At 38.4% G+C, this 13,550-nt stretch carries 14 protein-coding genes; 10 read left to right on the top strand and 4 right to left on the bottom strand.

Features of this window, described 5'->3' with window-relative positions:
• Positions 1-15 precede the first annotated feature (15 nt).
• From F565_RS0103995 to F565_RS0104025, 7 genes are all read left to right on the top strand, one after another.
• A complete protein-coding gene (locus F565_RS0103995; RefSeq protein ID WP_020211911.1) occupies positions 16-1,392 on the top strand; it encodes a methylmalonyl-CoA mutase subunit beta in 1,377 nt (458 codons plus the stop codon).
• A 42-nt stretch (positions 1,393-1,434) separates the two neighbouring features.
• Entirely contained in the window at positions 1,435-1,665 is a 231-nt protein-coding gene (locus F565_RS0104000; RefSeq protein WP_020211912.1) for a hypothetical protein, read from the top strand.
• Complete coding sequence (locus F565_RS0104005) at positions 1,655-1,948, top strand: type II toxin-antitoxin system RelE/ParE family toxin (RefSeq protein ID WP_020211913.1); 294 nt, start codon at positions 1,655-1,657, stop codon at positions 1,946-1,948. The genes F565_RS0104000 and F565_RS0104005 overlap by 11 nt, the downstream gene beginning before the upstream one ends.
• Positions 1,949-1,953: 5 nt before the next feature.
• Entirely contained in the window at positions 1,954-4,095 is a 2,142-nt protein-coding gene (scpA, locus tag F565_RS0104010; RefSeq protein WP_020211914.1) for a methylmalonyl-CoA mutase, read from the top strand.
• Between the two features lie 23 nt (positions 4,096-4,118).
• Complete coding sequence (locus F565_RS0104015; protein ID WP_020211915.1) at positions 4,119-4,553, top strand: DUF4844 domain-containing protein; 435 nt, start codon at positions 4,119-4,121, stop codon at positions 4,551-4,553.
• Positions 4,554-4,556: 3 nt separating this feature from the next.
• Positions 4,557-5,177 (top strand): M949_RS01915 family surface polysaccharide biosynthesis protein, encoded by a 621-nt coding sequence (locus F565_RS0104020; RefSeq protein ID WP_020211916.1) that lies wholly within the window; start codon positions 4,557-4,559, stop codon positions 5,175-5,177.
• Positions 5,178-5,255: 78 nt separating this feature from the next.
• The gene (locus tag F565_RS0104025) at positions 5,256-6,521 is read left to right on the top strand and encodes a hypothetical protein (RefSeq protein ID WP_020211917.1); all 1,266 of its coding nucleotides are present in this window, start codon (positions 5,256-5,258) and stop codon (positions 6,519-6,521) included.
• Here F565_RS0104025 and F565_RS0104030 read toward each other — a convergent pair.
• Positions 6,518-6,802, bottom strand: coding sequence for a hypothetical protein (locus F565_RS0104030; RefSeq protein ID WP_020211918.1), 285 nt, complete (start codon positions 6,800-6,802; stop codon positions 6,518-6,520). The two genes, F565_RS0104025 and F565_RS0104030, sit on opposite strands and share 4 nt — an antisense overlap.
• 204 nt (positions 6,803-7,006) lie before the next feature.
• Positions 7,007-8,011, bottom strand: a complete 1,005-nt coding sequence (locus F565_RS0104035) for a DUF4421 family protein (RefSeq protein WP_020211919.1) — start codon at positions 8,009-8,011, stop codon at positions 7,007-7,009.
• A 235-nt stretch (positions 8,012-8,246) separates the two neighbouring features.
• On the opposite strand from F565_RS0104035, the gene F565_RS0104040 reads away from it, so the two are divergent.
• Positions 8,247-9,656: a glycosyltransferase family 2 protein gene (locus tag F565_RS0104040; RefSeq protein WP_020211920.1), complete on the top strand. Its 1,410-nt coding sequence runs from the start codon at positions 8,247-8,249 to the stop codon at positions 9,654-9,656.
• Positions 9,657-9,735: 79 nt separating this feature from the next.
• Here F565_RS0104040 and F565_RS0104045 read toward each other — a convergent pair whose 3' ends face one another.
• Positions 9,736-10,302 carry a DUF4256 domain-containing protein gene (locus F565_RS0104045; RefSeq protein ID WP_020211921.1) on the bottom strand — a complete coding sequence of 189 codons (567 nt, stop codon included), beginning with the start codon at positions 10,300-10,302 and terminating at the stop codon, positions 9,736-9,738.
• Between the two features lie 168 nt (positions 10,303-10,470).
• Between F565_RS0104045 and F565_RS0104050 the strand changes: the two genes are divergently transcribed.
• Positions 10,471-11,469, top strand: coding sequence for a glycoside hydrolase family 43 protein (locus tag F565_RS0104050; protein ID WP_020211922.1), 999 nt, complete (start codon positions 10,471-10,473; stop codon positions 11,467-11,469).
• A gap of 37 nt (positions 11,470-11,506) precedes the next feature.
• On the opposite strand, the gene F565_RS0104055 is transcribed toward F565_RS0104050, so the two are convergent.
• Positions 11,507-13,063 (bottom strand): subtype B tannase, encoded by a 1,557-nt coding sequence (locus tag F565_RS0104055; protein ID WP_020211923.1) that lies wholly within the window; start codon positions 13,061-13,063, stop codon positions 11,507-11,509.
• 263 nt (positions 13,064-13,326) lie between these two features.
• Here F565_RS0104055 and F565_RS0104060 point away from each other — a divergent pair, with 263 nt between their 5' ends.
• The gene (locus F565_RS0104060; protein WP_020211924.1) at positions 13,327-13,512 is read left to right on the top strand and encodes a hypothetical protein; all 186 of its coding nucleotides are present in this window, start codon (positions 13,327-13,329) and stop codon (positions 13,510-13,512) included.
• Positions 13,513-13,550: the final 38 nt, after the last annotated feature.

Below are 13,550 nucleotides of genomic sequence, written 5' to 3' on the forward strand. Positions count from 1 at the left end.
TAAACAGGAGCATTTATGAGCAATAATCTTTTTGATGAATTTGGGCCTGTGTCTTCTAAACTGTGGAAACAGAAAATCCAGTATGAACTTAAAGGCGCTGATTATAATGCCACTCTTGTTTGGGAAAGCCCTGAAGGCATTAAGGTTAAGCCTTTTTACCATATTGATGAAGCTAAAGACCCCATTACAGAAACGGTAAAAACCGAACCTTTTAAAATAGGCCAGGATATTTTTGTAAAGGATGCAGATAAAAGCGCAACACGTGCTGCAAATACTGTTAAGCGCGGTGCCGAAGCTATACGCTTTACTGTAACCGATGCTACAATTGATGCTGAAAAGCTAATTGCAGGAATTAACCCTGCTATTCCTGTATATTTTTATTTGCATTTCCTTTCAATCGATTTCGTAAAAAAGATCGATGCCATTGCCAAGGATCGTGAAGGGGCAATTTACGTGCAGCCTGATCCTATTGGCCGTCTGGCAAAAGAGGGTAATTGGTACACAAGCCTTAATGAAGATTTTGCGAAACTTAACACCATAGCATTAACATGCAAGAACATAAGTTTTATAGGTATTAATGCAGGTTTATATCAAAATGCAGGTGCTAATAGTGTACAGCAAATAGCATACACCCTGGCGCATGTTAATGAATATTTTAACCGCGTAACAAATATCAGTCAGCCCATTATTCTAAAAGTGGCGGTAGGCACCAATTACTTTTTTGAAATTGCCAAGCTGCGTGCCCTGCGCCTGCTGTTTAACCTTATTGCAAAAGAGTACGGCCATAACCATGACTGCCATATAATAGCCACACCCACAAAGCGTAACAAAACCATATACGACTATAATGTAAACATGCTGCGTACTACTACAGAGTGTATGAGCGCCATTCTGGGTGGTGCAGATACTGTTATTAATTTACCTTATGATGCCCTGTATCATAAAAGCAATGAGTTTGGCGAGCGCATTGCCCGCAACCAGCTATTGGTCTTAAAACACGAAAGCTATTTTGACAAAGTTAATAACCCGGCAGATGGTGCCTACTACATAGAAGAACTTACACAACAGCTTGCAGATAAAGCCCTTACCCTCTTTAAAGATATCGAGGCTAACGGTGGTTTTATTACACAGTTAAAAGAAGGTACGATTCAGCGAAAAATACAGGAAAGTGCAGCTAAAGAACAGGAGTTGTTTGACAGCGGTAAAGAAGTGCTTTTAGGCACTAACAAATACCCGAATAAAAATGATCGCATGGCGCATGACATGCAGTTGTTCCCGTTCTTAAAAATTAACCCAAGAAAAACGCTGGTAAGCCCCATTATAGAAAAAAGGCTTGCAGAGAAAACAGAGCAGGAACGGTTAGAAAACGAGAAAGTTAGTAACAAACAATAGCTCCCGTTTTTTAAAATTATTATATTTACTAAAAAGAAAATTATGGAAGCTATACGCCAATATATTAAAGTTACCGGAAGGAATATCAGTATCACGTTACCGGATGATTTTAATGCAGATGAAGTAGAAGTAATTATTCTGCCTAAGAATGATGATTTTTATCTGACCGATGAAATGAAAGCGGAACTTGACCTGCAACTAAAAGAACCGGCGACAGATTATATTTCTGCCGAAGAATCAATAGCGGAGCTTAAAAAAAAGTATGGAGTATAAAATTGTAGTTTCATCAAGAGCACGAAAGCACTTTGTAAAAGCCATAGATTACTATGCTGATATAAGCCCGGCAATACCTGCAAAATTTATACATGCCATAGAATCTGCTTACAAGAAATTATCTCAAAACCCATTTTTTGTTATCCGCTATAAAAACGTAAGGGCTATTCCCTTAAAAGGTTTTCCCTACCTTTTATTTTTTTGTATTGATGAAATAACTTTCGAGGTAAAGATATTATCCATTTTCCACACATCTAAAAGACCTCAGAGATATCCAAAATAATTTTGATGAGAAAAAACCTCCAGCACATACAGCTTAAACCTGTCATCCACGAACAACTCGTAGGTAATAATCCTGCAGCAGAGCCATTTGCAACTGCCGAAGGCATAAGTTTAAAGCAACTTTATACAGAAGCTGATAACGAGAATTTGGAGCACCTTGATTTTGGTGCAGGGTTTTCGCCATACCTTCGCGGGCCGTATGCCACTATGTATGTACAAAAACCATGGACAATAAGGCAATATGCAGGTTTTAGTACCGCGCAGGAAAGTAATGCCTTTTACCGCCGTAACCTTGCTGCCGGGCAAAAAGGCCTTTCTGTAGCGTTTGATCTTGCTACACACCGCGGTTATGATAGCGACCATGAGCGTGTAGTGGGCGATGTTGGCAAGGCTGGCGTAGCTATAGACAGCGTAGAGGATATGAAAGTACTCTTCGACCAGATTCCGCTAAACGAGATGTCGGTTTCTATGACCATGAATGGGGCGGTGTTGCCCATTATGGCTTTTTATATAGTTGCTGCCGAAGAGCAGGGCGTGAATCCTGAGCAGTTATCGGGTACTATTCAAAATGATATACTTAAGGAGTTTATGGTACGTAATACGTACATATACCCTCCTGCCCCATCGATGAAAATTATTGCCGATATTTTTGAATATTCGAGCCGCAGGATGCCGAAGTTCAATTCTATAAGTATATCAGGCTACCACATGCAGGAGGCTGGTGCTACGGCAGATATTGAGCTGGCTTATACCCTGGCAGACGGATTGGAGTACATTCGTACCGGGCTTGCCACGGGTATGAAGATTGACGAGTTTGCCCCACGCCTTTCATTCTTTTGGGCCATTGGCATGAACCATTTTATGGAAATTGCCAAAATGCGCGCCGGGCGTATGCTGTGGGCAAAACTGCTTAAACAGTTTAGCCCTAAAGATGAAAAATCGCTTGCGTTGCGCACCCATTGCCAAACAAGCGGCTGGAGCCTTACAGAGCAGGACCCTTTTAATAATGTAGCGCGTACGGCTATAGAGGCTGCCGCAGCAGTTTTTGGAGGAACACAATCGCTGCACACTAACGCACTTGATGAGGCTATTGCCCTGCCTACCGATTTTTCGGCACGGATAGCACGCAACACACAGATATTTTTACAGGAAGAAACTAAAATAACTAAAACCACAGATCCCTGGGCAGGCAGCTACTATGTAGAAAGCCTTACTAATGATATTGCCCAAAAAGCATGGGCATTAATTGAAGAGGTGGAAGAACTGGGAGGGATGACCAAAGCTATAGAAGCCGGCATACCTAAACTGCGCATTGAAGAAGCGGCAGCACGCAAGCAGGCCCGTATAGATAGCGGTCAGGATATTATAGTAGGCGTAAACAAATACCGCCTGCTAAAAGAAGACCCTTTACAAATTTTAGATGTAGATAACGAGATGGTTCGCCGCCAGCAACTGGAGCAGCTTGCTACCATAAAAGCAACACGCAACAGCGAACAGGTTGCCGCAAGCCTTGAAAAACTAACAGAAGCAGCTAAAACAGGTACAGGTAATTTACTGGAACTGGCTATAGAAGCAGCACGATACAGGGCAACGCTGGGCGAAATAAGCAGCGCGCTCGAAAGTGTTTTTGGCAGGTATAAAGCACAAATTAAATCATTTAGCGGTGTGTACAGCAAAGAGATAAAAAACGACGAAAGCTTTGAAAAAGCAAAACAGCTTGCAAACGAATTTGCCAAACTGGAAGGCCGCCGCCCCCGTATTATGATTGCAAAGATGGGTCAGGATGGGCACGACCGCGGTGCCAAGGTAGTAGCCACAGGTTACGCAGATGTAGGCTTTGATGTAGATATAGGCCCACTTTTCCAGACACCCGCAGAGGCTGCCAAACAGGCGATAGAGAACGATGTACACATACTTGGGGTATCATCGTTAGCAGCAGGGCATAAAACGTTAGTCCCACAGGTTATTGCAGAACTTAAAAATTATGGCCGCGAAGATATTATGGTTATTGTGGGCGGAGTGATTCCGGCGCAGGATTACCAATATCTTTTTGATGCCGGTGCCGTAGCTGTTTTTGGCCCCGGCACAAAGATTAGCGAAGCTGCCATTACAATTTTAGAGGTTTTGATACAGGGATTTGAAGAGTAAATTGCAAAATTTTATAAACTTATATGATAAAAAAAGTATTTTACCTTCTAATATTTTCGATGTTTTTATGTTGCGGACAAAGTCAGGTTGCGAAAGATTCTATAGATATGACTAAATACGATACTTTTATAAACAAGGAAAAATTCAGACAGGATCCAACCAGTTTTTATCCAGGGATAAGTGATCCTAAACTACTACCTGTTTTATCAGAAAAAATTAATCAGGCCGCTGTAGACTTCAAAAATATCTCTTTAAACAATCCAACAGAAGAAAAGTATCAAGGAAAAATTAGGGAAGGTTTAAACAGATTTTCTGACATATACCTGAAACTTGATACTGAAGATCGCGAAAAGATTTGCAGCTATTTTGAGGAACTAATGGATATTGCGGGTGTTGAAAGTTCAGGAGGGCTGTTGAATGATTTTATGTATGGATTTGATCCAGCAAAAAAAATGTAATACATGAAAACATTACAACTACTTTTCATACTCGTTTCCTTTTCGTGTTTTGCACAGATTAAAACAACGCAGCTAAATAAAGCTACATTGCCTAAAACTATTAGTTACACTGGCAGACTTATTAATGCTGTCAGATTTACTGATGCTGGTGACGAGACAATTGTGATTACTACCGAAACAGGCGAATCTCAAAGTAAGACGGAACCTGATGAATCGTACAGGGAAGCGGAACTATTTGCCTACCAGTACATTTTAACCGATGGTAAGTGGGCCTTGCAGTGGAAAATGTATGACTATGTGAAAGAATGCCCGGTAGACATTGAGTGCAACTTTATAAAGAATTCATTTGCCGTAACCGACCTTGACAAAAATGGTAAAGCCGAAGTATGGCTTATGTACATAACCGGTTGCCACGGCGATGTGAGTGCCTCTAACATGAAGGTAATTGTTTATGAGGGCTCCCAGAAATATGCAATGCGTGGCCATACTAAAGTAAGGGTCGGCGAGAATGAATTTGATGGTGGCGAATATACTTTTGACGAGCCATTTAAAAAAGCACCTGAAGCCTTCAGGAAATATGCGCTTAAACTATGGCAAAAAAACGTAATGCAAAAGTTTGAGTAAACAGCAAACATTGTAATTGTCCCAATTATACAATTACTGATTTTTTGCAATGATTATATTTGTAGAAACTGAATTAGCATGCCCATTTTAAGATCAATACAGCTACTATTATTTATAGCATTACATGTAACTTTATATGCCCAACAAACTAAGGCTGATTATTTAAACCAGAATGCATCGGCACTTAGTGACCAGTTTATCTTCCCCGAAAAAAATATTAAAGTTGTTGGTTTTGGCGCTTATCACGGCAGTGCCAAAACTGAGGATGCTGAACTATTACTTGTACAGTCGCTAATTGATAATAACAATTTGCGTTACTATTTCCCGGAAACAGATATAAGTATTGCCCACTATTTTAATGAATACCTTACAACCGGGAATGAGGTTTTACTAAAAGACCTTATTGAAACCTACGGAACACGGATACCACAGGAACGCACTATTGAAGTTTTTAATAAATGGAAAAAACTCAAAGAACTAAACGATAAGCTGCCTAAGCAGAAAAAGATACAGGTTCTTGGTGTTGACCCTATTGTAACTTATAAATACACGTACAGGCATTTGCTCAGCCTCATTAATAAGCCGGCACAATGGGCTGCGGCACTGCAATTGCAGGAAACTATTGCTAAAGACACCACTGATTTTTCGCCGTACTATGATAGTTTTTCTAAAAAACAGCTAAAAGCATTTGTTTCAGATTATGCAGCTAACGCTAAAAAATATCAGTCATTGATAAATAACGTGACCATGTTTAAGCACCTTATTGGCACCCTTAATGTAAGCTTTGATGATAGTTATAGACGAGAAAAGGAAATGTATAACAACTACCTTAATTTAGTTAAAATTTATAAGTGCAAAAACAAGTTACAATTTTTCAGGCTTGGATTTTCCCATCTTTTAAAAGCCAAAGCCCAAAAAGAAGATAAACGCGGTTCGTTTTTTTCGATGCTCGTTGACAATAATATATATCCTAAAAATGAGATCGTTTCAGTTTTGGGTTATTTAACTAAATCGGAAGTTATCTGGAAAGATAAATATGATAACGAAGGTGAATATGTATCGTCTTTAACGAATAGTAAGGAAGGTACGGGCGACTCAGAGTCAGAATACTTTAAAGGCATTGAAATTTTTAAGGAAGGTAAAAAAAGTGATCTTACCATTTTCAGTTTAAAGAGGCCAGGCAGCCCTTACAGCGAATCCGGGTGCACAGATATGGTTGAAGTTATATCGAAAGAAAAACCTGTAGATTACGAAACATCTGTAACTACAGATTTTATAGATTATGTTTTACTGTTAAGCAATTCGGGAGCAAGCCACTCTATTTACTCTGTTAAAAATAATTAGTACTTAATTTTCCTTTTTACGCTGCAAGCCAGGTTATAAAGTTTTTCTAAAAGTATGTTATTTACAACTTCTATTTCTTTTAACGTGTCCGGCAATGTTATGTTATTTTGCCTTAGCTCTGCAGATAGCTCAGCAAGATTTCTTCGTAACTGCGGACGTAATTCATTTATAATTACAAGAAGATTTGTTAAAGATAAAGGACTTTCTATAAGTGATACAGGCAGTGTGCTTATTTTTATTTTATAAAGATCCTGTGCATATACTTTGTATTCTTGTATCATGATAATAGTATTTAAGCTTATCTATAACATTTTGTATTCCAGATAATTACACCTACACAAAACTTAGGCTAACTTACAACCATTAACACACTATTAAATATCAATTATAAAATTATTAACAATTATATTAAATAATAATTATTTTATTAGCTTCTACCTTAAAAACTAAAGTTAACATATGTAATTTTAACTTTTAATATAAAACTATTTTTTCCGGATATCAATTACCTCATTAAATTCCTTTACAATTTTTTGTGTGACTGGTAACCTATAGCCTATATAGAACTCAAAATAATGCTGCTGGTCGGCAAGTTTGGTTCCCGGTCCTGAGTTATAATAAAAGGAATTGAAATTTATATTTGCCCCGGTGTAAAACTGGTTGTAATTATATCCTACAGCAGCCCTGTATTGCGCCTGCCAGGATATGCCACTGCTTTTCTCGCTGGGTGTACCGTCATTATATTTTGTAGTTATACTGTTATATCCTACCCCGCCATACACGCCGGCAGAAATTAAAAAATGGCCGTACAGTATTAAATTATAGTAGTACGCAGGGCCTGCCGCAATATCTATGTTATGGTCGGCACTATTATCGTTGTTGGATATTTTGGTGTAATAATAATTTACAGATGGCACAAAGCTGCCGGCACTCTTTTTTTGCCATTCGTTTTGTGTATACGTAGCCCTGAAGGAGTAATTGGGATTAAAAACATACGATGTACTGCCACCAATTTTAACCACCTTAAGGTCGGAGAAGAAAACATTATCATCCAACCCTAACCGCCTGCCCTCTACATAATAGCCTTTGGTGCTCATGTACTGCAAATTTTGCATCCACTTTTTTAAGTAAAAGCGTGTTCCAAAGGTAAAGTTCTTTGTTTTGCCCTTTATGTCATCGTCCTTATTAAACTTCAGGAATGTTGGCGTATAACCAAGATCTATTTCTATAAACCTAAACATGAAAGTTGCGGTAGAGCGTATCTGTTGGTTAGGGGTAATCTTAAACCGTAAATTGCTATTCCTGTCATGCACATCAAAAGACTGAAAGCCATTGCTTAAACTTAGCCTTGCAGAGAAATAATCGTCAAACTTTTCTATGTAAGGATTTGTGTTAATAGAGTCAGTTTCAGCCTGGGCAAAAACAAAATTGCCGTCTAATAAACAGTATGTTATAAATACTTTTAAGATAAGAAAATAGTGTTGCTTCATCCGATTCGTTTATGAGCCCAATTTACACTTTTTTTTATTTTGACAATCACGAAAAACTTTAGCTGTTAATAATTTGGGGAATGTGGATTGTGTAGAAAGTGTAGACAATTCTACACTATAAATTTACAAATTTAGAATTAAAACCATGATTAACAATAACTTAAAACTTCGGTATAAAGATTGGTATTTACTTGCCTGTAAGAAAACAGCCTAATTAATAATTACAAGCGCAAACATGAAAATAGATACCATTACTTCAAGCCAGCTAAACATAGATACAAACAATTATAGCAATGCCGACACTACTGTTACGGGCAAAAAACCAAAAGAAGTCTTTGTACCCGGTACACTGGTACTTATAGGCACTTTTATTTTGCTTATAGGTGCTGCATTTTTAGTATACCAACTACAGCCGGAGTTTGATCTTTTGCATGAAGAACGATTAAAATCTCCCTGGGGACTCGCACTTATCGCAATAAGCATTACGTTACTGGTGGTTAAAGGAAGCTTCTTCATATACAATTTGTTCCTTTACTTTAAATACAAACCGGTAAAATCTGTTTCAGACGATTTATTGCCAACGGTTACTGTAATCGTACCGGCATATAACGAAGGAAAACTTGTTTGGGACACACTTATAAGCCTTGCTGCCAGTAAATATCCTGAAAGCAAACTGCAAATACTGGCATTAGACGATGGCAGTAAAGATGATACATGGTACTGGATGCAGCAGGCAAAACAAAAATTAGGGAGCAGGCTCGATATTTACCAACAGCCTAAAAATATGGGTAAACGCCATGCCCTTTACCGTGGTTTTAACCTGGGCACAGGAGATGTTTTTGTAACAGTAGACAGCGACTCTGTAGTAAAAAAAGATACACTGCGCAATTTAGTAAGCCCACTGGTAACTAATAAAGAATGTGGCGCTGTTGCAGGTAATGTAAGAGTATTAAACAACAAGAATAGCATTATTGCCAAGATGCTTAATGTTAGCTTTGTACTAAGTTTTGAATTTGTACGTTCTGCCGAAAGCAGCCTGGGGTCGGTAATGTGTACACCCGGTGCGTTGGCCGCCTATCGCAGGTCGGCAGTATTTGCCTGCCTTCCTGAATGGATAAACCAGACGTTTATGGGCCAGCCAAGTGATATTGGCGAAGACCGCGCTATGACGAACATGATCATGAAACAGGGCCACCATATCCTTTTTCAAAGAAATGCTTACGTGCTTACTAATGTTCCCGAAAAATATAAAGGATTGTACAAAATGTTCATCCGCTGGGGACGCAGCAATGTAAGGGAAAACCTTATGATGTCTAAGTTCGTGTTTAAAGAATTCAGGGAAAAGTCTAAGTTGGGCACAAGGTTATTGTTCCTTAACCAGTTCCTGTCTATTATTACGGCTTATCCGTTTATTATATTAATGTTCATTTTAATACTATCATACCCGTTACTATTTTTAAGTTCTACACTGGTAGGTATATTAATTATGTCGAGTTTTCCGGTATTCTTTTATGCTAAACGTTACAGCTTATCAGAGTCGTTCTATGCTTACTCGTATAGTATTTTGTACACCTTTGGCCTGTTCTGGATAACTCCTTATGCTATTGCAACTGCAAGTAAAAGAGGCTGGCTTACCAGAGGATAAAAATTAATTTAAATTGAAACCATAAAGAGGCAGCATAGTAATTAAGCTGCCTCTTTTGCTATTCACTAATCTCAGATCATTACACTCGTAACAAGCCTCTAAAAGCCCGTGCAGCATAGTAGGACCCTGCGCCATTATGATACACAAATACTGCATTATACCGAAAATCGGCAAAAACAGCACCGCCATGTTTTCTTATCCCGGCAGGTGTTTTTATCCAGCTTGATGTTTTTGCATCAAAGTTGCCAAGTTTTTGCAACTCCCTGTATTGCGCTTCGTCTAAAATTTCAATCCCCATATCGGCAGCCATATCTATAGCAGTATTTTCCGGACGGTGTTCTTTTCTCGACTCCCACCCTTCGCGGTCATAACATACACTCCTGCGCCCTTTGGGCGTTTCGGCAGAACAATCATAAAAAATATATTCGCCGGTTTTTTCGTCTAAGGCTACAACATCGGGTTCGCCGCCGGTTAGTTCCATTTCGTTAAGCGACCATAATTTTGCAGGACTGGCTTCAAGCTTTGCCTGCACATCTCCCCATTTAATGGCCGCATGGCGGTTCATGTTTTTATTAAAGCGAACCATTAATATTTTAAATAGTTCATCACGCTCTTCAACAGGCAACTCTTTTTTAATGCTGGCCATATAGTCTTTGTATTGTAAACTTAGTAATTGATTTACGTAAATTTATGAATATTAAACATTTGACAATACATATTACCGTTAAATACTACAAAATAGTAATTCTATATTTTAATTGATTATTTTTATAAAATTTAATTTTTACACTTACCACACAATACTTATACTTTTATGAAAAAAGCTTTATTTATTACATGGATTTTTTTAGTGTTTTCGGTAGCTCTAATGGCTCAGAAAAAACCGAAGGAAATAAGGAAGAATGTCCCTGTAGATTCTATAGTTTTAAGCGACCCTTTTATACTGGCCGATAAAAAAACCAACATGTATTACATGACCGGTACCGGTGGTATGCTCTGGAAAAGTAAGAACCTTAAACTTTGGGAAGGGCCTTTTGAAGTAGCCAAAACCGACCCCACATCATGGATGGGGCCAAAGCCAATGATATGGGCTGCCGAAATTCATAACTACAAAAACAAGTACTACTACTTTGCCACCTTTACTAACCAGGCGGTTACAATTGATACCGTAAACGGAAATACTGTAGAGCGACGTGCCTCTCACGTTTTAGTAAGCGATAAACCCGATGGGCCTTTTGTACCTATGAAGGATGCCACGTATTTACCTGCCAACAAGCCCACACTGGATGGAACCTTTTGGATAGATAAAGACGGTAAGCCTTATATGGTGTATTGCTATGAATGGCTGCAGGCTGTTGACGGTACTATAGAAAAGATAGAATTGAAACCCGACCTAAGCGGATCTGTAGGCGAAGGGAAATTACTTTTTAAAGCAAGCGATTCGCCGTGGAGCCGTGAAAAAGACAAGAACGGCAAAGATGTACCTAACAGGGTAACTGATGGGCCTTATCTCTTTAAAACCGGTACTAACCGTTTGGGCATGATATGGACAAGCTGGATATATGATGTATATACTCAGGGCGTTGCCTACTCGCAAAGTGGCACGCTTGATGGGCCGTGGATTCAGGAGAAAGATCCTATTACGCCGCCCAATTATGGCCACGGTATGTTGTTTAAAACTTTAGAAGGTAAACTTTTAATGTCATTACACAGCCATAAAGACAATAAAGGGAAATACCACAGGGTGCCTCATTTTTTTGAAGTAGATATTACAGGCGATAAGTTAATTGTTGGTAAGCCCTTTATACCGTAGAAAGCTGTATATATAAACAAATTGTAACTATTTGCACTTACTTTTTGCAAATAGTATCTGCCCATGCAAATAATTCTTCAAGATCATAATCTCCACTATGCGGCTTATCCCACGGTAGTGCAAAGTCTACATTAAAACCTTTATTCTCTAAATACGTAGCAAGGATTACTGATACAGCAAGACCAGTGTCGCTGTCTTTAGACCCATGCCTTATCCTCCAGTATTTAGATGTATTGGTATTTGGTAAACCTATATATTTCATAGGATTCATGATTTTAATAATCGCCGCATCGGCAGTAGATTTAACCTGCGCATTGTTAGCTGAAAATGCAGTAAAATGTTGCTTGTCAATTTTGTCTGTGCCAAAAAGCTGGTTTTCTCCGGCTGAAAGGTCGAGCGCATCAAACGCCGGAGGAGTTTTCATACGAGTCATGTATTTTATATAACTTTCAAAATCAATATCGGTTACTTTCTTACCTTTTATGGTAAGCCATGCATGTTTCGCTAAGTCTGTTCCTTTATCAAGCTCCTTTTGTGCCGAAGCTATTACACATTTTTTTACATAATCTTTAAAAGCACCATTTCCTTTTTCATCTAACGTGAGTTTTTCTCCCCTGCTTCCTGTTAACTGTAAGTTATTTACATAAGCCGTAAATGACTTTTTAAGTTCCGATGAAATTTTCAGCTGATCAGCAGTAAGAGCGGTATTACCGGCGGTAGTATTCATTCCCGGAAATTTTCGCTGCGCGGTGCTATTTATCCCATTAAACTGCCATTCATACACCATATCGGCATTATCAAGGTTTGTTATAGGGCAATAAGCCGAAACCGCAAAAATGTCATCTGTAGCATTAGCCGCTCCCAAGGCTTTTAAGTAAGGGTCATAGTCGGTATTATTGCCCGTAGCGCCAAGAAGGGCAGATATAGCCCCGCCAGCACTGGTACCATTCGAAACAATTTTATTGGCATCTCCCGCCATACGGCTGTCGTTAAATTTTAAGTAACGTATGGCAGCTTTTAAATCTACTATTACTGCGGGTGCCTTACCTGTCTTGGTGGTCCTCCCTCTTGCTCCGGCAGATGCCACAACATAACCTTTAGAAAGTGCTGTTAAAACAGCCGACGGACGATTTGGCCCCATCATTCCCATTGGCATTGACCCGAGGCCGCCCAACGGAAGTTTTTCACCTTCAGGCGGTTTAGTTCCCGCAGGTATGTCTCCCATGTGACTTGGAAATTTTCCTTTTTTTGATGGTGATGCCGTTGCCGGATGGGCCGGCATATAGCCGCCAATTTCATTTGGAAAAAAAATAGGTGCATTAGCTCCGGTATATCCATTAATACTTTTGCCCGAAAAGTATTCTTCGGGTATGTATATGTTTAATTTTTGGTAACTCGTGTCAACAGGATTTGCGACATAAACGATATTTTCATAAGCTCTAACCTTAAAACTTTTACCTTCTAAAGTAAGTTCCTGCATTTTATAATTTTCAGGATTAAAGTTTAAATCATACACGCTCTTCTCCTGGCAAAAAGTAAATGCACTGTATAGCAGAACAACAGTATATAATAAATAGTTTATCTTATTTTTCATCATTAAATATTTAGTAAAGTAAAACTAAACATTAAATCAATGTTCATCAAACTAATGAGATGAACACCCTTATAGTTGCGGTAAAAATTCTACAAAATAAAAAAAACAGCAATTCTGACAAAGCACTAATAACAGAACCAGTAATAACAATTTAACTATTTATCTAAAAAATAGCTAAATATTTTATGTTTTGATACATAAAACTTACGAAATTAGTAGCGAATTTTGATTTTTATAATTTATAATTAGTTTTACGAAAAACAATGTCTGCAATGGAATTTAATGGCCTTAAAAATAAAAACAATTATAAGTATGTATATAAAACTACCCGCGAAAAACTTGATAAAAATGAATCTGTTGTAAGCTTTTGCTATGCAATTGCAGCCGCCTGCCTACTAATAATACTGGTAATGGTTTTACAGTATTATGGGTATTTAAAGGTTGATTGAAAATTTCACTTTAATATTATCTATTTTACATTACTAAT

It is taken from the genome of Flavobacterium rivuli WB 3.3-2 = DSM 21788 (genome assembly GCF_000378485.1).
In the GTDB taxonomy this organism is placed as follows: domain Bacteria; phylum Bacteroidota; class Bacteroidia; order Flavobacteriales; family Flavobacteriaceae; genus Flavobacterium; species Flavobacterium rivuli.